The organism is Chitinophaga sp. (genome assembly GCF_017745275.1).
Taxonomy (GTDB): domain Bacteria; phylum Bacteroidota; class Bacteroidia; order Chitinophagales; family Chitinophagaceae; genus Chitinophaga.
Window position 1 is genome coordinate 832,724 of record NZ_JAGHZS010000002.1, and the last position, 19,180, is coordinate 851,903.

At 46.9% G+C, this 19,180-nt stretch carries 18 protein-coding genes; 11 read left to right on the forward strand and 7 right to left on the reverse strand.

Annotation, left to right across the window (positions count from 1 at the left end; all coding sequences use genetic code 11):
* The first annotated feature begins 62 nt into the window (after nt 1-62).
* The 8 genes from J7623_RS09100 to J7623_RS09135 all read left to right on the forward strand — a co-directional run bounded on the left by J7623_RS09100 (nt 63) and on the right by J7623_RS09135 (nt 10,407).
* Nucleotides 63-3,335 carry a TonB-dependent receptor gene (locus J7623_RS09100; RefSeq protein ID WP_291919510.1) on the forward strand — a complete coding sequence of 1,091 codons (3,273 nt, stop codon included), beginning with the start codon at nt 63-65 and terminating at the stop codon, nt 3,333-3,335.
* A gap of 20 nt (nt 3,336-3,355) precedes the next feature.
* Nucleotides 3,356-4,999, forward strand: coding sequence for a RagB/SusD family nutrient uptake outer membrane protein (locus tag J7623_RS09105; RefSeq protein ID WP_291919511.1), 1,644 nt, complete (start codon nt 3,356-3,358; stop codon nt 4,997-4,999).
* Between the two features lie 194 nt (nt 5,000-5,193).
* Nucleotides 5,194-6,327 (forward strand): aryl-sulfate sulfotransferase, encoded by a 1,134-nt coding sequence (locus J7623_RS09110; RefSeq protein ID WP_291919512.1) that lies wholly within the window; start codon nt 5,194-5,196, stop codon nt 6,325-6,327.
* Nucleotides 6,328-6,358: 31 nt separating this feature from the next.
* Nucleotides 6,359-7,369 (forward strand): c-type cytochrome, encoded by a 1,011-nt coding sequence (locus J7623_RS09115; RefSeq protein ID WP_291919513.1) that lies wholly within the window; start codon nt 6,359-6,361, stop codon nt 7,367-7,369.
* Nucleotides 7,370-7,408: 39 nt separating this feature from the next.
* Nucleotides 7,409-8,494, forward strand: a complete 1,086-nt coding sequence (locus tag J7623_RS09120; RefSeq protein WP_291919514.1) for a Gfo/Idh/MocA family oxidoreductase — start codon at nt 7,409-7,411, stop codon at nt 8,492-8,494.
* A gap of 104 nt (nt 8,495-8,598) precedes the next feature.
* Nucleotides 8,599-8,730, forward strand: a complete 132-nt coding sequence (locus J7623_RS09125; protein WP_291919515.1) for a hypothetical protein — start codon at nt 8,599-8,601, stop codon at nt 8,728-8,730.
* A gap of 146 nt (nt 8,731-8,876) precedes the next feature.
* Nucleotides 8,877-9,653 carry a hypothetical protein gene (locus tag J7623_RS09130; protein ID WP_291919516.1) on the forward strand — a complete coding sequence of 259 codons (777 nt, stop codon included), beginning with the start codon at nt 8,877-8,879 and terminating at the stop codon, nt 9,651-9,653.
* Between the two features lie 250 nt (nt 9,654-9,903).
* Nucleotides 9,904-10,407 carry a hypothetical protein gene (locus tag J7623_RS09135; protein ID WP_291919517.1) on the forward strand — a complete coding sequence of 168 codons (504 nt, stop codon included), beginning with the start codon at nt 9,904-9,906 and terminating at the stop codon, nt 10,405-10,407.
* Between the two features lie 81 nt (nt 10,408-10,488).
* Here the strand turns inward: J7623_RS09135 and J7623_RS09140 are convergent, their stop codons facing one another.
* Nucleotides 10,489-10,905 carry a helix-turn-helix transcriptional regulator gene (locus J7623_RS09140; RefSeq protein WP_291919518.1) on the reverse strand — a complete coding sequence of 139 codons (417 nt, stop codon included), beginning with the start codon at nt 10,903-10,905 and terminating at the stop codon, nt 10,489-10,491.
* Nucleotides 10,906-11,037: 132 nt separating this feature from the next.
* Between J7623_RS09140 and J7623_RS09145 the strand changes: the two genes are divergently transcribed.
* Nucleotides 11,038-11,979, forward strand: coding sequence for a DUF4349 domain-containing protein (locus J7623_RS09145; protein ID WP_291919519.1), 942 nt, complete (start codon nt 11,038-11,040; stop codon nt 11,977-11,979).
* On the opposite strand, the gene J7623_RS09150 is transcribed toward J7623_RS09145, so the two are convergent.
* From J7623_RS09150 to J7623_RS09160, 3 genes are all read right to left on the reverse strand, one after another.
* On the reverse strand, nt 11,953-12,660 hold the full coding sequence (locus J7623_RS09150) for an alpha/beta hydrolase (protein ID WP_291919520.1): 708 nt from the start codon (nt 12,658-12,660) through the stop codon (nt 11,953-11,955). The two genes, J7623_RS09145 and J7623_RS09150, sit on opposite strands and share 27 nt — an antisense overlap.
* 52 nt (nt 12,661-12,712) lie before the next feature.
* Nucleotides 12,713-13,321, reverse strand: a complete 609-nt coding sequence (locus J7623_RS09155) for a Crp/Fnr family transcriptional regulator (protein ID WP_291919521.1) — start codon at nt 13,319-13,321, stop codon at nt 12,713-12,715.
* A gap of 150 nt (nt 13,322-13,471) precedes the next feature.
* Nucleotides 13,472-13,933, reverse strand: a complete 462-nt coding sequence (locus J7623_RS09160; RefSeq protein ID WP_291919522.1) for a PA2169 family four-helix-bundle protein — start codon at nt 13,931-13,933, stop codon at nt 13,472-13,474.
* Nucleotides 13,934-14,027: 94 nt separating this feature from the next.
* On the opposite strand from J7623_RS09160, the gene J7623_RS09165 reads away from it, so the two are divergent.
* Entirely contained in the window at nt 14,028-14,597 is a 570-nt protein-coding gene (locus tag J7623_RS09165) for a hypothetical protein (RefSeq protein ID WP_291919523.1), read from the forward strand.
* On the opposite strand, the gene J7623_RS09170 is transcribed toward J7623_RS09165, so the two are convergent.
* Nucleotides 14,518-15,360: an MBL fold metallo-hydrolase gene (locus tag J7623_RS09170; RefSeq protein WP_291919524.1), complete on the reverse strand. Its 843-nt coding sequence runs from the start codon at nt 15,358-15,360 to the stop codon at nt 14,518-14,520. The two genes, J7623_RS09165 and J7623_RS09170, sit on opposite strands and share 80 nt — an antisense overlap.
* 243 nt (nt 15,361-15,603) lie before the next feature.
* Between J7623_RS09170 and J7623_RS09175 the strand changes: the two genes are divergently transcribed.
* Nucleotides 15,604-16,392 carry a DUF4846 domain-containing protein gene (locus tag J7623_RS09175; RefSeq protein ID WP_291919525.1) on the forward strand — a complete coding sequence of 263 codons (789 nt, stop codon included), beginning with the start codon at nt 15,604-15,606 and terminating at the stop codon, nt 16,390-16,392.
* Nucleotides 16,393-16,450: 58 nt separating this feature from the next.
* Here the strand turns inward: J7623_RS09175 and J7623_RS09180 are convergent, their stop codons facing one another.
* Both J7623_RS09180 and J7623_RS09185 read right to left on the reverse strand, forming a co-directional pair.
* Nucleotides 16,451-17,353 carry a metallophosphoesterase gene (locus J7623_RS09180; RefSeq protein ID WP_291919526.1) on the reverse strand — a complete coding sequence of 301 codons (903 nt, stop codon included), beginning with the start codon at nt 17,351-17,353 and terminating at the stop codon, nt 16,451-16,453.
* Between the two features lie 8 nt (nt 17,354-17,361).
* A complete protein-coding gene (locus tag J7623_RS09185) occupies nt 17,362-19,158 on the reverse strand; it encodes a RagB/SusD family nutrient uptake outer membrane protein (RefSeq protein WP_291919527.1) in 1,797 nt (598 codons plus the stop codon).
* Nucleotides 19,159-19,180: the final 22 nt, after the last annotated feature.

Consider the following 19,180-nt stretch of genomic DNA (forward strand, 5'->3'; position numbering starts at 1 on the left):
TGCTATTTAGACATGCTGGCAAATACCCTACGACCAGGGTATGGGCTCAAATGCTGAAAGTTATGAAACTAGCTGCTTTTTTGCTATTTGTACTGGCAATGCAGGTAAGTGCAACCGGGTACTCGCAAAAACTAACCCTTAACATGCACAACGTGGCATTGTCGAAGGTGTTCAGGGAAATCCGGAAACAAACCGGGTATACCTTTTTCTACAATACGGAGATGCTGGAACAGGCAGACAAAGTATCTGTAGCAGTCGTACAAGCCGATCTGGAGTACGTACTGAGTAAGTGTTTAGTCAATAAAAAACTCAACTACAGCATTGTAGACAATACTATTATCCTTTCTGCCAGGCCAAACGCGCAGGCAGATGAAGCGCCGCAACCAGTGGCCAATATTTCCGTATTCGGTAAAATAACCGATGCCAATACCGGCGAGCCCCTCATCGGTGCTTCCATTAAACTGAAAGGCACCACCAAAGGAGCCAGCTCAGACGCAAAAGGTAGCTATACCCTGCAACTGCCCGACAACGGCGGCGTACTGGTGATCTCTTTCGTAGGTTATGAAACCATTGAAAGAGCGGTATCCCAGGCCGGCGCACTCGATTTTGCCCTGAAACCTAAAGCAGTGCAAACAGAAGAGCTGGTAGTAGTAGGTTATGGTACACAGAAAAGAAAAGACGTTACCGGCGCCGTTTCTTCCGTAAGAGTAGGAGCCATTAGTGCCAATGTATCTAAAAATATCAGCGCTGCTATCCAGGGCCGTGTACCTGGCGTAGCCATAGAATCTTCCAATGGTGCACCCGGTGCCGGTATGAAAATTACCATCCGCGGTATGAGTACGCTCGGTAACAACACCCCACTGTTCATTGTGGATGGCGTGTTTGTAAGCAACATCGACGGTGTAAGCCCTAACGATGTGGAATCTATCGAAGTGCTGAAAGATGCGGCTACAGCCAGCATCTACGGTGCCCGCGCTGCTAATGGTGTGGTAATCGTGACCACCAAAGGAGGCCGCAAAGAATCTGTACCAAGACTGGAAGTAGATACCTGGTTCGGCGTACAGAAAGTACAGAAAAAACTGAGCGTACTCAATAGCGAACAATGGACCAAACTGATGAGTACCAACATCTCCGGCATTCCGGCATACGATCCGAAAACAACTGCCAACTCCAACTGGCAGGATGCCATTTTCAGAAGCGCTCTGCTCACCCGTACTAACGTAAACTTCAGCGGTGGATCCCAACACTTTACCTATAACTTATCTGGTGGCTACCTGAAAGAAGATGGTACCATCAAAAATACCAGCTACAACGCCGCTAACTTCAGGATTAAATCCGAATATGAAAAAGGAAGAATACGTATAGGCGAAACCGTAATGGTGAAAAGAGGATCTAATCGCCTCAACCCAGGCGGTGGCGATGCGGTGCATGCCCTCATTGGTAGCGCTCTCATGATGCCTTCCACTGTTCCGGTATACGACGCCTCCAACCCGTTGGGTGGATACGGCAGAAGACCAACGTTCATGAAGAACCTGTCTAACCCCGTAGCCCGCCTCGATAATATCGACAACACCGACAGAGAAACCTCCCTGCTGGCTAACGCTTTCGCAGAAGTAAAACTGATAGATGGACTGAAATATAAATTAAACATAGGTCTCACAGAATTACAAGGTACCAACCGCACCTTCACCGGCTCATTCGATGATGGTAACTCTGCCAACACCTTACCAGACTTATCACAGAGCTACAGAACTGCGAACAGCTGGTTAGTGGAAAATACCCTGAACTACGACAAAAAACTGGGCAAACACAGCATCAACGCATTATTGGGTTATACTGCGCAGAAAAATACCAGCTCCGGCTTCTCTGCTTCCCGCGATAACCTGCTGGTAGGAACGTCTGTATTATCTACCGGTGCCGCCGGTTCTCAGAAAAATGACGGTAGCGCTACCGCCAGCAGCATCGTTTCCAAATTTGCGAGAGTGATGTACTCTTATGACTCCCGTTACCTGTTTTCTGCTTCCGTAAGACGCGATGGTTCTTCCCGTTTTGCAACAGATTATCAATATGGTTCATTCCCTTCCTTCTCTGCAGGATGGAATGTACACAATGAACACTTCTTCTCCGGTATCAGCCGCGTGGTAAATACCCTGAAATTCCGTGGTAGCTGGGGTAAGCTCGGTAACCAGGAAATTGGCGATTACTTAACACAAAGCACTATCATCAGTGGGCTTAACTATGTACAGGGCGGCCAGTTATGGCCAGGCGCTACCGCCAGCGGATATGCGTCTCCGTTAGACCTGTCATGGGAAGAGACCAAAATTACCAACGTGGGTATGGATGCGGGCTTCCTGGATAATAAGTTCTTCGTGATCTTTGATGTGTTCAATAAGAAAACTACCGGCGTATTGCTGAACGTGCCTTTCCCGCTTTCTGTGGGTAAAACAGGTTCTCCAACCCTGAATGCCGGTGTTATCCAGAATAAAGGATATGAAATATCTCTCGAATACACAGATAGAAAAGGAGATTTAAATTACCGCTTCGGATTCAGCCTCGGACACACTGCCAATGAAATGATGGGTATCTCCGTAGGTTCAGGCAGACAAGAGTTTGGTGGTATCTCCAGGGCAAAAGTTGGTTATCCGATCGGTGCCTTCTTCCTGGTGAAAACAGACGGTATCTTCAACTCTAAAGAAGAAGTACTGGCACATAACAAAAATGGTAAACTCATTCAGCCAAATGCGCAGCCAGGTGATGTACGTTACGTAGATTATAACAACGACGGTATCATCGATAGCCAGGACGAGCAATTCATGGGTAGTCCTTTCCCTAAATTCAACATGGGCTTATCTGCCAATCTCTCCTGGAAAAGCTTCGACATGGGCCTCTTCCTGGAAGCAGTAACCGGCAATAAAATTTATAACGGCAGAAGGATCTGGATGGATAAAATGAACGAGGTAACCAATTTCTCTACAGACGTATTGAATGCATGGACACCGGAAAATCACTCCAACTTCCCCCGCTTTGCACTGGATGATCCTAACAACAACAACATGGCTAACTCCGACAGATGGTTGGAAAATGGCTCCTACCTGCGGTTCAAACGCCTGGAATTAGGTTACAGCATGCCAAAATCCCTGACTACCAAATGGGGTATTGAAAAAGTGAGAGTATTTGCTTCCGGCGAAAACCTGTTCACCATCACCAAATACAAAGGTTATAACCCGGATTTGGGCGGTGATAATAGCAATGTGTTAAACAGAGGTATGGACAACTTATGGGATGCATATCCTTTGTCCCGCACTTTCCTCGTTGGTCTGAATCTTACATTTTAATTGATTAACCGCATTACAACATGAAAAAAGCATATAAATATATAGGGGCACTTGCGTTGGTACTGGCAACAGCAGCCGGCTGTAACGAAAAAGATTTCCTGAAACAAAAAGATCCGGGGCACGTTACTGATGATAACTTCTGGAAAACAGAATCTGATGTGAGTGCTGCACTGGGTGCCAGTTACAGTCCTATCCGCTCTTCTCTCTATGGCTACTGGGGCCCTTTCCAGGGGATAGGAGATATCAATGGTCTGGGAGATGATGTATTTACTATTCCTGGTGAAGAACCACCTACCTGGCAGGTAGTTACCTTTACCAATGATGAAAATAACGGTGACCTGAGCAGTATTTTTGGCGCTTCCTACAAATGTATTCACCGCGTGAACCTGCTGCTGCAAAAAATCGATGCCGTTAATATTGAGCAAAGCAAGAAAGCGGTATACATCGCAGAAGCTAAATTCCTGCGCGGACTGTCGTACTATATCCTGGCTTCCAACTGGGGTGGTGTTCCTATCAGGACTAAACCGATGGAAACAACCGATGATTATGCTACTCCCTGCAGCACCAAAGAAGAAGTATGGGCACAGGTAGTGAAAGACCTGAGCGATGCTGCCGCAGGCCTTCCTGCAAAACGTGATCCTAAAGAACTGGGCAGAGCCACCAGCGGCGCTGCGGTAGGTTACCTGGGTAAAGCGTATATGTTCATGGAAGACTATGCTAAAGCACAGAGCACTTTCGAACTGCTGTATAAAGCTCCTTATGCATATGACCTGGTAGATAATTATGAAGATAATTTCACGGATAAGAACGAAAATAATATTGAATCAGTTTTCGAGTGGACATTTGCACCGCTGGGTAACCAATATGGCGCGTGGAGTACAGAAGATGCCAACTCACCGATGTACAACTATGAGCCGCAATTTATTGGTACTCCTGCGGGCGGCGGATGGTTTAAATACCTGCCTTCCAACTACCTGGTAGCACAGTTTGTAAAAGAACAACGTCCGGCCGGATCTGATACCAAATTTGATAAAAGAATGTATGCTTCACTCACCTGGAGGTATAGCAGATTGGGAGAAAAAGATACCACCTTTTATAATGGATTAACAGCTGACAGCTTGTGGAATTCTGCCGCATCTAAAATAGACCGCTTAACCAAAACCACCACCAAACTGGATACCACCACCTACGGTCGCTTCCTGATCAAGAAAGGTACCAGTGCATGGCGTAATGTAGCATCAGCAGATAACTACTGGGGAGCAACTCCATCTACTGCCAATAACCGCGTATTCCGCTTTGCCGAAGTATTATTGCTGCACGCAGAAGCTGCCGCACAAAATGGCAACCTTCCTGCTGCTATCGCTGACCTGGCCCGCATCAGGCAGAGAGCCGGCCTGAAAGTGAAAACAGCGGCTGATCTTCCTGCTAAAGCAGACGTGATGGCGGAAATTGATCACCAGAAATTACTGGAATTATTCTTCGAACAAAACCGCATTTACGATCTGAAGAGATGGAATAAAGACGCAGCGCAGATGGTAACTACTTTGAAAGCGCACGAGAAACAAGGCGCAGATTTGTTTATGCCTAAACATTATTTCTTCCCGATACCGGGAGCTGAACTGAAATCAAATCCAAAAGCAACACAAAATCCACTTTGGAAATAATGCTGCGGATATTGTCTTAGTACAGGATTAAACTGAGTTTGATGATTTTCATACCTGAATCATTTACTATCCTTTTTCGGAAACCCTATTTTGATATTCGTCCTAACACCATAAAAAAGGAATAAAATCATCAAATCAGTTTAATCCTGTAAAAGACAATCACCGAAGGCGATGCCCTTCGTTATATGACAAATATGAAGAAATACTATCTCGTTTTATTCGCATTACTGATTACCTGCCTTGCCTGTCATCAACAGCGGGCAAAAGCGCCACTTCCTTACTGGGTGCAGGATGCTTTTGACCTGGACAGCCTGCAGCCGGAGAAAGTACCTACCCGCTTTAAAGAAGGGTATGTATTATTAAGTCAGCGCGATGAACCGGGCGTATTATACCTGCTGAATACCAAAGGAAAAGTAGTATGGTATCACCAGGTAAAAGGCACAGGTTTTAAAACGGCACATTTCACTGCACATCAAACACTCCTCTGCATTTTAGGCAGCAAGGAATACGCCACCAGCTACGGCAACCAGATCCTGGAGATCTCCCTGAACGGAGATACCCTACTCCACCTCCAAAAAGGACAAGGCGATTTTATCGCTAACGCGCACCATGAAGTGCTACTTACCCCAGAGAATAATATTGTATTGTTAAACACCTCCGAACGTATTTGTGACCTCAGCTCCAAAGGCGGCACTACACATGATACCGTGAGAAGCGACGGTATCCTGGTATTGGATCGCAAAGGCCACAAACAATGGGAGTGGACCGTATTTGACGCCCTGGATCCATTAACTGATAAAGATATTATGACCAGCCGCATGGACTGGATGCATGCCAACAGTCTCAGTTATGATAAAGACGGCAACTACCTCATCTCTTTCTATAACAACGGACAAATCTGGAAACTGGATGCCCACACGGGTAAAGTGATCTGGAAATTTGGCCGCAATGGCGATTTCCACATCCCCGATTCAGCGGCCTTTGATATGGGCCATTCGGTACATATCAATGCAGAAAATGACCTGATGCTGTTTGATAATGGCGTATCCCGGCAGCAGTCGCAAACATTGGCCTTTCATCTGGACGAAGGCGCTAAAACCGCCACCGTTACATTGCGTACCCCCATTCCAGGTTACCTGTTCAACGACCGGATGGGCAGCGCCTACCTGGTAGATCATCAAACCTTGCTGCAATGCTGCTCTAAAAGAAACACGATATTACTAACCACCCGCGAAGGAACACCCTTGTGGCGCCTGCGTTGCGGTTTTATCCCTTATCGCGCGGAATTTATTCCCAAAGAGCAGTTGCCTGATTTTATAGTGAATTAATTTTTTAGGAAGATAAATACCTCTGCCCGTTATGAAGCATTTACAGCAATTTATTACCGGTGCCTTCGTGATGGCCACGGCTGCTATTGTTTTTTATTCCTGCCAGTCCAATGTAAAGGCAGCGGAAGAAAAGAAGGTAGCATCCACACCCGTTGCAGCAACCTTATTGCCCACCGTGGATTCCGCTGCCATCCCGCACGATAAATATGGAGATGCCGTAAGATACGGACAGGAGCTCATGTACAATACCGCTTATTACATTGGGCCTGAAGGTATCAACGGCAAATATCTCGGTAACAAAATGAACTGTACCAATTGCCATCAGCAGGGAGGTACCAAGCCATTTTCCTTCAACCTCATGTTATCGCATGAACATTACCCGCAATACCGCGCCCGGGAAGGACATGTGCTCACGTTGGCCGAAAGGGTAAACAACTGTGTAACCCGTCCGCATAACGGCCGCCCGCTGCCCCTGGACAGCAAAGAAATGGTGGCTTTCCTGTCGTATTTCAGATGGATCAACAGCTTTGTGCCGAAAGATAAACCCTCCAAAGGAGTGAAGAACCTGGAAGTCACGTTACCGGATGTCGCCGCCAGCCCCGAACGTGGCGAAAAATTATACGTGCAGCATTGCACCCGTTGCCACGGCGCTGAAGGAGCCGGACAGCTGCGTGCGGACAACATCACCTACACTTATCCGCCTTTATGGGGCCCGTATGGTTATCAGCCTGGTTCCAGTATGCACCGCGTCATTAAACAGGCACAATGGTTAAAAGCCAATATGCCTTATGATAAAGCTACCTGGAACAAACCTTTCCTCTCTGATGCGGAGGCTATGGACATTGCCGCGTTTGTAAATGACGACAGCCGCCATCGTCGCCCGGATGTAAAGAACTTCGATTATCCGCATATCAATGAAAAAGCGATCGATTACGACAAAGGTCCTTTTGCGGATACTTTTTCTGCGGCACAACATAAGTACGGCCCCTATCTGCCAGTGATCGGTTATTGGGAAGCCAAAGGGTGGAAGCCATCTTACTAAAACACTATTAGAAACAAAACATATTTCCTAGATTTAGGAATGCGTGTTGTTTTATTTACCATCCTGCTGATGCATGCCATGGGAAGCCTCCTGGCACAGCCATTACGTGTAGCCGTAGCCGGTGTTTCTCATGGTCATGCGGCCTTCATTCTCGGTCGCCCCAACAAAGGCGACATCCTCATTGCAGGCATCTATGAGCCGGATACGGCGCTCGCGAAACTGCGTGCCCGGCAATATCATCTCCCGGAAAATATATTTTATACCCGCCTCGATCAAATGCTGGACGCCGTAAAACCTGCTGCTGTACTGGCATTTGGCTCTATTAAAGCACACCGGGACGTTGTGGCCGCTGCCGCACCCCGCCATATTCATGTGATGGTGGAGAAACCGCTGGCCACCACCGTGGCAGACGCACAATGGATGGACTCAGTCGCACGCCGCTATCAAATACACCTGCTCACCGATTATGAAACCAGTTGGTATCCCTCCGTTGCGAAAACATTCCAATTGCTGGAAGACAGCAGCTTCGCCGGGCAGGTCAGGAAAGTCACCATCAACGACGGGCACCAGGGACCAAAGGAGATAGGCTGCGGGCCTGAATTCCTGCAATGGCTCACCGATCCCGTGCTGAATGGCGGCGGCGCCCTGATGGATTTTGGCTGCTACGGCGCCAACCTCATGACCCGCCTGATGAAAAACCATATGCCCGTATCCGTTACTGCGGCAGCACGACATTACAAACCGCTGGTTTATCCCAAAGTAGAAGATGATGCCACCATCCTGGTAGATTACGGCGACGCCCAGTGCACCATTCAGGCATCGTGGAACTGGACATTCAGCCGTAAGGATATGGAGGTATACGGCGACAAAGGATACCTCATTGCCGCCGATAAAAATACACTTATACAACGGAACAACGAACGTACACCTGCTGCCACCCGGCATATCACCGCAGCAGATGTACCCGTGTATGAAGATCCTTTCCGTTACCTCATAGATGTATTGAACGGTACAGTTAAAATGCCGGATGATGGCTTATACGCGCCTGCTAACAACGTAATAGTAGTGCGTATCCTGTCGGCTGCGCGCGAGTCTGTTCGTACAGGCAAAACCGTTAGATTTTAATACATACCCATCGCCTTTTAGCAACGGGGGAGCTTTTTTTTATACCGTATCATCAGGATCAGGGGCACTGCCAGCAGCATTACCATGCCTACCGTGAGGAAACCATGATTGTAGCTGATCAACAGGGTTTATTTGGTCAGGGTACTATTGGTCAGTTGCCATGCGGGTTGCATCGATTCATCCGGGCCATAGCCCTGGCCCGCCATGCTTTGCTGAATGCTGCCAAATTAATTTAAAATGAACTGGATAAGCATTGGAATACTACTTTGCCAGTAGTGGTTTATGGGCGAAGAAAGTATATCTGACCGGAGAATGTCAACCTTTGAGACCGTTGTAAACAGGCGGTTTTACATTATCTTGTGTCCCAAAAAATTCTGTACTGATGAAATCCGTTGTTGAGTATTTTAACCTTGCCGGGCAATTTACCAATCCTGCAACCTTTATCTGGGGCGCCCTGGTAAGTGCTTTCCTGGCCTTTGTCGTGGCCGTCATTTTAGTGATTCTATTACGTAAACGGATACTCGTAGATCGTTCCCACAAGTGGCTGCGTTATATCGCTTACACTTATTTCTTCCTGTTGCCGGTATTAGCGGGCTTCTTTGCCTTCAAATGGGGCTTCTTTAACAGCGTACGTAAGGATATTCAGGCACACCGTAAGGTGTATGCGAAACATGTTCCTGCTATATTTGACGAGCAGGCAACGGCAGCTATCAATGCCCTGTTCAGTGCTAAAGAAGGGGGAGTATCCCGGCTTAGCTCCAACCAGTTGATAGACACCGTGGGCGTAGCCATCTATAACGTATACGGGCAAACGCTGACACAACAGGCTGCTGCCGCCGGTGTAAAAGGTCAGCTGGCCTCATTCATGCTGCGTACCACTAAAGGCGCCGGGCTGTCTTTTATCATCAAAAAGTATATCCGGCAACTGCTGACAGAAAAAATCGGTTTGCAGGAAGAAGTCAGTGCCGAAGTGATGCAAACAGAAATCGCTACGCTGCTGAAAGGAGGTTTGTTTGTGAATATTGCCATCATGCAGGTAGACCACTTTCTTAAAGGCTTACAGAAAAGCATATTAATCACCTTCCTGCTCATACTGGCTATTCCATGTATAGAAGTAGCCATTGCGCATTATTTGTTGAGCAGAAAGCTGAAAGCATAAAGCAAAAAGCTATTTTAGCGAATGACCAGTGCGAATTACATTATACGCTTTAATCATTCGCTAAAATAGCTTTTTGCTTTATGCTTTCAGCTTTCTGCTCAAATAATATTTACCTGCCATATACAATGAGATGCCATTCAGCCTGATCTGTTTTAACTGCGTTTTTTTAGCCGGCTGCAATCTTTTTGCCCCTAAGAAATCGTATCTTAATTAGGTAAATAGGATAGGCGTTAACGTTATTTCATGTTGTATGAAAACAGGTACTAAGAGGTTTAGCTGTTTGACCGGCTATATCGTCCCCATTCTCATTGTTTGGTTGGGTGCAGGTGCCCAGGCACAGCAGCCCACCGCTTTCAACAACACCTATCAGCAGATAAGCCGGTTCATTGATACGGCGTTGATTCCCTTGAAATCAGGCACTACCAGCCTGGCATTTTCCCTGAAAGCAGAAATAGATCACGGAGAAATCACTAAACTGGATTGTTCCACCAATGTGGCCAGCGACCTGAAACCACGCTTCTTTCGCATGCAGGAACTGGATATCCGCTGGAATAAATTTACCGGTAAAAGCGGTAAGTATTACGTGATTATTCCCGTGTATTTTATAGTAGAACATAGCACCGGGAAAATACAACTGAACTCCAAAACAGAATTTACTAACGGATTTTATTTTGATGATGGAGATTTGTTTGATAACAAACCACTGAACAATTATTTCTTTCTGAAACCAATTTATTTACAGCGTTATATATGAAAGGAGCAGAAAGCATAAAGCTATTTTCGCGAATGACCTAAGCGCATGATCTATCCGCATTCATCATTCGCGAAAATAGCTTTATGCTTTCTGCTTTACGCTTTCTGCTCCTTCCGCAAATATCGTTGTACGCTGCTGCCGGTATTGGGACGGTGTTACCCCTTCAAACCGTTTGAAAAATTTCGTGAAATTGGAATTGTCGAATGTGAGCCTCGCTGCAATGTCGGTGATGGTGAGCTGTGGGTTTTGCAACATCTTTCGGGCTTCCTCCATTAACCGCATCTCAAAAAAATAACAGGGTGCATGATTGGTATGCAGCTTAATAGTATTGCTCAGATGCACCGGGTGAATGAATAACAGACCGGCAATGTCTTTAATGTGATACATCCGGTCAACGCTGCCATCCAGTATCTGGTCTATGTGTTGATTCACCGCTTCAATAAAACTGGCGGTAATTTCTGCTTTCCTCGATTGGTATTTTTTCGGAAGTGCGGGCATGATAGTTTTGATAGATAATAAAGATACACAAATTATATAGTTGCCCATTCGCTTAAAATGTGTTAACTGATTTTAACAATTTCCACAGGTTACCTTTTGCGGCGCAAGCGTATAAAGTTTAAATTTCCTGTTATGCGCCCTTCACTGTACTATTTGCTCATCCCCGTATTGGGCTTCTGCGCCTGCAGTAGCCATTTATCAAAAGAAGAACAAGCCATGGTAGCTACTGCCGACTCTACTTCTTTCTCTAATGACATCACCAGTATTAATTCCCCATCCCGGAAAAGAGTAAAGTCGGCCGACACGCGATGCCGCGTCCCCAGCGTGTTTAAAGCCACCGCTCAGTTAGAACACCTGGTCACCAGTTTAGGTGGCGTGGTAGTGGAAAGCAGCTTATCGAACGAAAGTGTACAGCAGTACCAGTTGCCGTATAGTTCGGACTCCATCAAGCGAATGCTGATATACACACCCACCGCCAATCTTACGCTGAAAGTACCGGCAGAACGACTGGATTCCGTGGACCAGTCATTGACTGCCATTGCCAGTTATATTGAACATCGCACAATCAAAGCCGAGGACATGACGTTCAAATATCTGGCGAATGCGCTGAAGAATGAACAACATGAAAAGAAAGCGGCCAAAGAAGATGCTGCTGCCACCCGGCGCGAGAAACAAGGCAAGCCACCGGTAGAGAAAGTAGTCACCGGTGATAATGCCATAGTGGTAGCCGGTGATAACGCTGCCGCATTGAATGCAGCCACCTATAAGGATCAGAAAGATGAAGCGGTAATTGATCGCCAGATGAGTAACCTGGCCATTTTAGATGATGTAAATTATTCTACATTAACCGTGCAGCTCTATCAGCCGGAAGTTACCGATGTACAGATTGTGCTGAACCCCGCTGCCGTGAGCCGCGCAGGATTCGGCACAGAACTGCTCACTGCCCTGAAAGATGGGACAGTAGTATTGCGTAACATCTTTTTATTTTTCGTGCAGATATGGCCTTTCCTGATCGCCGCTGTACTGGCCTGGATGGGATATCGCAAATTACAGCTCCGTAGAACGCAGGAATGATGCCAGCGCTGCATTAAATGCTGCCGGACGTTCCATCATTGGTGCATGACCGCAAGCGGAAAGCATGACCAATGATACGTTCGGCAGCAAACTTTTAAAATGCAAAGCCACGTCCGGAGGAGTAACTCGATCATCTTCTCCCCAAATTAATAAAACCGGTGTAACAATAGCTGGTAGCAGATTCGCCACATAATTACGGTTGGCAGATTTTGCCATTTTGACGATATGATAACATTTGCGTGCATTGGTAGTAGTAGCAAATACTTCTGCTACCAATGTGTCTGTAGCAGTGGCAGGATCATAGAAAATATTGGCAACCCGCCCCTTGATATAATCGTAGTTGCTTCGCTTAGGATAGCTACCCATACTGGTATTTTCATACAAGCCGGAACTGCCCGTAAGAATTAAACGACTCACCTTTTCCGGATGTTGATGTGTGTACAGGATGGCTACATGGCCGCCCAGTGAATTGCCCACCAGGATTACATTTTCCAGTTGAGCCGTTTCGATGTAGCCGGCGAGATATTTCACCAGGTAAGCAAGATTATCTTCACTGTGCTGATCATAAATGGGAAGTGGCGGAATATGAATATCGTAATCTGCTTTAAAATGAGCTATTACTTCCGTCCAGTTACTCAACCCTCCAAAAAGACCGTGCAGTAAAATCATGCTTTGTTTCATCGTATATTTTTTGATACAAAGCTATTATACTGTCAACAGGGAGGTTGTGATCTCAATCACAAAAGTTCCGGTGCTTGTCCAGCAGGAACAAACGCGCTCTGCTAAGGGCTTCCCGGCTGGTATACAGGTAGCGGGCAATATTAGTGAGCGATATTTTCTGGATAATAAATGGGCGGCGTTCCAATAAAAATTTGTAACGCTGCAAAGGGCTTTTTAACGAAAGAATATATTGATGTTCGGATTGTTGTTCCAGTATTTCCTGGTAAAGCTGCAAATTTACATGCAGTAAATTCATGTGCAGGTCGTATAACGGCTGCAATTTTTTGATATTGATTCTCAGCACAACAGCGTCTTCCACGGCGATAATACTCACTGCAGAAGGCGCCTTTTTATTATAGCTTTCACAATTGGCGAGGAAGTCGTCAATGAAACTGAATTTTACAATTTTTTCGCTGCCCTCTTCGTCCAGGATGGAGAATTTAAACATGCCGGATATCACGAAGGCCGCATACCTGGCTACTTTTCCATAGCGCAGAAAGGGTTCTCCTTTCCTGATATGCTTTACGGTAGCAATGGTATCCAGCAGCTGCCATTCTTCCTCGGTTACTACCGGGTATTTCTTCCTGAGGCGATGGTAGAAGGCTGGCAATTCATATGTCATGCTTGGCAGCTTTCTATGCAAGATAGATTTTTTGAGGCAAAAAGCAGAAAGCTGAAAGCAAAAAGCTATTGTAGCGAAAGACCATTGCGGGTTTAAATATGCATTGATCGTTCGCTACAATAGCTTTTTGCTTTCAGCTTTCTGCTCTCCTTATCTTGCCTGGTCTCTCAGTGCTTTGATCTTATCATGCGAACGTTTCAGTATTTCTTTCTGTTGCATCAATAGTTCACTGATATAGGCAGGCAGGCTTTCGTGGTCTAGTGCGTCCTTATAGGCCCTTTGTGCAGCATCTTCGCCGGCTTCACAGTTGGCGAGTACGGTGTGGCGGTCATGACCGGTAAAAACAGCTTTTACATCCATCCAGGCGCGATATATTTTACCGCTGGCAGTAGTCCCGCTCGCCATGGTACCACCGCCGGCCTGTACTTCATTGCCGAGGGCGTTGCGGAGCTGGTGGCTTTCTGCGATCATATCGGTAAAAAGTCCTTTCAGGTCGCTGTCTTCTGCAGTCACTTCTTTCAATGCTCTTTCATATCCTTCAATACGATCGTTGTTAATAGCGATCAGGTCGTTCAATACTTCGTTGGTAGCAGCAGTGGTGATAGTTTCCATGGTTATAGTTTTTTTGGTGTAACAGGTAACCGCCATAAAACATGCCAACAGATTTGTCTATTTTCACGCCCGGTTTAATCACCCGGTTCTAAATATGCGTTTTTTATTCGCCCTGATAAGTTGTTTAATATGGCAATCCGCTGATGGCAGCGGTCTTTCTTCCTGGGTAAAGCCAACGCCGGGCGGCAACCAGATGGAATACGACGGCACCAGCGCCTACCGGGCGGAGGTACGATGGCTAAACCGCCCGGACGCGGTATCAGACAGTATTTATTTTCATGTATGGTATTTTTACCGGAATCATATTATTGGAGAAAGGGATAACGGGGTATACCTGGTTGCAGACGAAACTACCTGTACGGCGATTACCTTCCATAGTGTGGAAGCGTTTAATCAGTATGTGGAAGAACATCATCTTCGCCCGCGCCTCTGGAAACGGAGTTATGACCCTATTCATCCGGGTGAACAATGGGATAACCTCTTATTTGCAGCTTTTATGCTGAGTCCTGTGGTAGTACCCCTGCTGATTTTCTATTTATTTATATTGGCCGGCGTGCTCTTTTTTAAGAAAAAGCGCACCCGGGCTAAAATAATTTTCCTGGTGGCACTTCCGCTGTGGCCGTTGATAGCGGCATGGCTGCAGGCATTTCCCCAGAGTTGGTAGCAGTAATGCGGTATACCGCCGTTTCCCGGTGACGGGAAGCTACCACGATCCCGGTGCCATTGGCATGTTCATCAAACAACGCCTGTACCAGGTCCGGGTTATTGTTATCCTGGGAAAGATGGGATAACAATAAAAGGCTCATGAAAGCGGGACGATGCTGATTGAATATTTCCAGGGCCTGTGTGTTGGATAAGTGTCCTTTACCGCCTCGGATACGATTCTTCAGGTAATAAGGATACCGGCCTTTGTCCAGCATTTCTTCGTCGTAGTTAGCCTCCAGGAAGGCAGCATGACATTGCTGAAAATGCCGGATTACATGTTCGCAAGGTGCCCCGATATCTGTAAATACCCCGATGGTAACGGCATTGCCGGCCACAATAAAACTATGAGGTTCCGAGGCATCATGAAATTTTGGGAAAGCAGTGACGGTCAGCGTACCTATCGTCACCGGTTCATAAGGGTTAAAGGACATCACCAGCAGCGGATCCAGCGCCAGGCCGCCATGCGTCATGGTAGCTTGTGTAATGTATACCGGTAGCTGGTATTTCTTTGCCAATACCGTTACGCCACGGATATGATCAATGTGTTCATGCGATATAAAGATGGCTTTTACCTTTTTCATTGAAAGCCCCAGGCGGGTCATTCGCTTCTCCGTTTCCCGGCAGGAAATGCCCGCATCTACCAATACTGCTTCCTGGTCGTTGCCAATGTAATAACAATTCCCGTTGCTTCCCGAATTCAATGATGTAATAAATAGCGACATGCAGACAAAGGTAAAATATCAGATCGGGATTTGAATAAACCGGGAAGATGAATACCTTGATATTTTATATAATTTCTATGTGTTTCAGGACGTATGCTCCGGGATATCCACGGGTAGCAGCATGCACCCGGAGGTATCCATCTCCCAAAAATATTTTTATGGAATTGCCCACGACCCGCATCTACTGAAAAACGCCTGGAGATGACGATAATCTGGAAACCTTTTATGATAATTATTTCGGGTTTGTTGACAATATTCACCTGTCCGTCCCTGCCCGTTCATCCGAAGATCAATAATACCGTACATGCGGTATCCGTAGCCGATATTCCACTGCCGGCAGGATATAAACGGTTGCCGCAGCCGGCCGGCTCTTTTGGCGCCTGGCTGCGTGCGATGCAGTTGAATGCCGACAACAAAGTACATCTCTATAACGGACAATTAAAACGTAACCAGGAGGCGCAATATGCCGTGCTGAATATTTCTGTGGGCAACAAAGACCTGCAGCAATGTGCAGATGCCGTGATGCGCTTATATGCAGAATATCTGTACGCCAACGGAGCCTATGGGAAAATCAGTTTCAATGCAACGGATGGTACCAAAATGAGTTACAGCGACTGGATGAAGGGAGATCGTTTTGTGTTGCAAAAGAATCGTTTGTTGAAGGTAAGGCAGGCAGCTGCCGCCAGCGGGCCTGCCTGTTTTGCCCAGTATCTCGAAACGGTGTTTTCCTGGGCAGGTACCATGTCGCTCAGCAAAACATTACTACCGGTGAAGGATACACGCAGTATATTGCCAGGCGATGTTTTTATTAAAGGAGGGGCACCAGGTCATGCTGTGATTGTGATGGACGTGGCAGAAAACGCGAGGGGAGAGCGGGTGTTCCTGTTGGCGCAAAGTTATATGCCGGCGCAACAGGTACATGTATTGAAAAATCCGGGCAGCGATGCTCCGTGGTACCCGGCAGCTTTTTCGGGGAAGCTACTAACGCCGGAATGGGTATTTGACAGCAGCGAATTATCAAGGTTTCCGTAGTACATGGAGCAGGGTTTATATATACAACAACAGCGCACAGGTAGTGCGCTGTTTGTTTTTATTCGGCGTGGGCGATGTATTCATTTTCCACGGTTCCATCGGCATACAATTTCAAAATAGCATACCCGGGAGGTGTTTCCAGGTAATAACCTTTTCCGGCAGATTCCTTATCTCCTTCACCCCACCAGAAGCCGCTCATAGCGCCATTGCAGCAATACTGTACGCCATTGTACAGCGCATTGTCTGCAAGGTGATTATGACCGCTGAGGCATATCTTCACTTTGTCGCGGTGCTGAAAGAATAATGTTTTCAGCCGCTGGTGATCAGAGTGGCCGCCCCCCACCAATATAGGCGTAACACCCAATATCGGGTAGTGCGACATCACCAGGGTAGGGGTGCCGGCGGGCAATTGTTGCAGGTCTTTTTCCAGCCACTGGTATTGTTCTTCATCCAGTGATACTTTATCATTGTTACCGTCCAGGATAATAAAATGCCAGCCTTTGCGGGTGACGCTGTAATAACGATGTGGTATGTTGAGCCGCTTTACTACATAGTCTTTGCCATACATGCTATCTTCCTTGTTGGGCGCTTTCCACCAGATATCGTGGTTGCCGATGCAGCTGAAAACCTCATAATTTTTCAGGCTGCTGATACAGTCATCCCAGATGTTCCATAGCTGTGTAACCCTTTCTCTTTTTACATTATCATAGGAGGCGTCAAAGATGGCATCGCCGCCATTCAGGAAGAAATCAACCTTCCTGCTTTTTACCTGTTCCAGGCATTTTTTAAACCGGGCAGGCGCGTTGAGATCTTCGCGTATATGCACGTCCGTTATATGCGCTACCGTGAGCACAGGTTTTCGTTTTCCGTCTTTATAGCTTTCTGCCTTCAAGGCGGCCGGACCCAGGAGGGTGCCGGCTGCCATCAGGCCAGTATGTTTAAGGATATCTCTTCTGTTCATTCCGTTTTTTATTGCCAGCCAAAGATTTGTTTCAGATTAGGATTCAGCGCTACCTGTGTGTAGGGGATAGGACGGTAATAGAACATAGGATCCTGGAAAGTACGTGCCTGGGTTTCAGTAACGATGGTACCGCCGGCGGTGCCATTTTTCAGGTATACGGTTACTTCTTCCCCGAAAGATCCTGCCTTATAGTAGATCAGCGGTACGCCCAAAGAGTTCTTTTCTTTAGCGCCTTCTGCGGGGATATCCTGACTTTTGCTGATGAGGATGATATCTTCCACGCCATCACCGGTCAGGTCATATTTGCCAAGTCCGGGGAAATACATGCCTTCCGGAATTTTCTCCAGTTGTTTGCCGGCATGCCATCTCATGATGTCGTCGTAACGATAGCCTTCCATGGCCAGCTCCACTCTTCTTTCGCGGCGTATTTCCAGCAACACGCCTTTCATTGAGCCGGTAACATCCGGATATTTGGCTGCCTGTACAGGATCAGGAGTAGCATTGCTGATAGCAAGGTTTATCCCGGGTAAGCCTGCACGTGCACGCAGCAGGTTTACAGATTGATCCAGGTCGCTTTGTGCGATGTTGCCCTGTTCTGCTTTAGCTTCCGCATAAACCAGCAAAGCTTCGGCATAGCGGTATACCGGGAAATCCATGCTGCCTGCGATGGTGTTATCGGTAGTATTGAAGTAGCCTTTTACCTGGTGGTAACCGGTAAAGTTTTTATTGAGCCGCTGGATGTATGGTGCATTATCGGTGGCGCGTTTAAATCCCGGAGCAGCCAGCGTTTGTGCCATACGTGGATCCCTGTTTTGAAACTCCTGTGTGAACTGGAATTTATCATAACCAGGGATGTCTGTAAAGCGGGTGCCATCTTTCATCAGGTAGGTCTGTACCAGGTCACGGGAGGGCGACTGCTCATAATCATTGAATATATAGCCGTTGATGTTGCCATCTTTTCCTTTTACGTAATCGTTAGGATTGGCCAATATGACTTCTTTGTTGGAAAGCAGGTCCTGGCTGGCAAATAACGTAGCGTAATCGCTGCCGGGGTTGCCGGTATTATAGATGTTGAACTTACCGGATTGGATGATGGACAGAGCCTGTGCGCGGGCGGTGTCCAGGAAACGGTCGGCCGTAGATTCCAGCTTCAGTTCAGGGTGATACCTGCGATAAGTGCCTTCATAGAGCGCGATGCGTGCATACAGCATTTTGGCGGCCCATAGGTTGGGCGTACCGCTGGGTACTTTTTCGCGAATGTGGCTGGCTGCAAATGCCAGATCAGCCATCATACTGTCTACTACCAGGGAGCGCGGATCACGGGGCTTATTCAGCTCAGGACTTTCCGGCAGTAGGGTTTTTCCATACCACGGAACATCGGAGTAGCGGCTTATTTTACCGAAGTAGAACATAGCCCGGTAGTACCTGGCCAGCCCGGCATAATGATCTTTTGCCTCCTGGGGCGCATCGGCACCGTGGTAGTTGTCGAGGAAGAAATTGAGATTGCGCAGGGTACTCCAATCCCAGCCTCCGGTAATGCTTTGGGAGCTTGGGGTACCGGTCATCATATTCTTTATTTCTACGAGACCGGTAGTAGCCGCATTATCTGTATTCTGATCACTTATATACTGCCAGGTATCCGCCAGGCTAAGTTGTCCGTTCATATACAGCTTAAGATCTGTTTCTGATTTGAAAAACAGGTCTGCGGCTATTTGGTCCTGCGGATATCGGTTCAGAAAATCTTTTTTACAGGAAGCGCCTAACAACAGCGTTCCAAACATTATATAACTGGTAATTTTTTTCATGTGGTAATGTTTAAAGTATCCG

Coding starts and splice junctions, on each gene's coding strand:
- J7623_RS09100 (WP_291919510.1), top strand. CDS start 63: ATGAAACTAGCTGCTTTTTTGCTATTTGTACTGGCAATGCAGGTAAGT.
- J7623_RS09105 (WP_291919511.1), top strand. CDS start 3,356: ATGAAAAAAGCATATAAATATATAGGGGCACTTGCGTTGGTACTGGCA.
- J7623_RS09110 (WP_291919512.1), top strand. CDS start 5,194: ATGAAGAAATACTATCTCGTTTTATTCGCATTACTGATTACCTGCCTT.
- J7623_RS09115 (WP_291919513.1), top strand. CDS start 6,359: ATGAAGCATTTACAGCAATTTATTACCGGTGCCTTCGTGATGGCCACG.
- J7623_RS09120 (WP_291919514.1), top strand. CDS start 7,409: ATGCGTGTTGTTTTATTTACCATCCTGCTGATGCATGCCATGGGAAGC.
- J7623_RS09125 (WP_291919515.1), top strand. CDS start 8,599: ATGATTGTAGCTGATCAACAGGGTTTATTTGGTCAGGGTACTATTGGT.
- J7623_RS09130 (WP_291919516.1), top strand. CDS start 8,877: ATGAAATCCGTTGTTGAGTATTTTAACCTTGCCGGGCAATTTACCAAT.
- J7623_RS09135 (WP_291919517.1), top strand. CDS start 9,904: ATGAAAACAGGTACTAAGAGGTTTAGCTGTTTGACCGGCTATATCGTC.
- J7623_RS09140 (WP_291919518.1), bottom strand. CDS start 10,905: ATGCCCGCACTTCCGAAAAAATACCAATCGAGGAAAGCAGAAATTACC.
- J7623_RS09145 (WP_291919519.1), top strand. CDS start 11,038: ATGCGCCCTTCACTGTACTATTTGCTCATCCCCGTATTGGGCTTCTGC.
- J7623_RS09150 (WP_291919520.1), bottom strand. CDS start 12,660: ATGAAACAAAGCATGATTTTACTGCACGGTCTTTTTGGAGGGTTGAGT.
- J7623_RS09155 (WP_291919521.1), bottom strand. CDS start 13,321: ATGACATATGAATTGCCAGCCTTCTACCATCGCCTCAGGAAGAAATAC.
- J7623_RS09160 (WP_291919522.1), bottom strand. CDS start 13,933: ATGGAAACTATCACCACTGCTGCTACCAACGAAGTATTGAACGACCTG.
- J7623_RS09165 (WP_291919523.1), top strand. CDS start 14,028: ATGCGTTTTTTATTCGCCCTGATAAGTTGTTTAATATGGCAATCCGCT.
- J7623_RS09170 (WP_291919524.1), bottom strand. CDS start 15,360: ATGTCGCTATTTATTACATCATTGAATTCGGGAAGCAACGGGAATTGT.
- J7623_RS09180 (WP_291919526.1), bottom strand. CDS start 17,353: ATGAACAGAAGAGATATCCTTAAACATACTGGCCTGATGGCAGCCGGC.
- J7623_RS09185 (WP_291919527.1), bottom strand. CDS start 19,158: ATGAAAAAAATTACCAGTTATATAATGTTTGGAACGCTGTTGTTAGGC.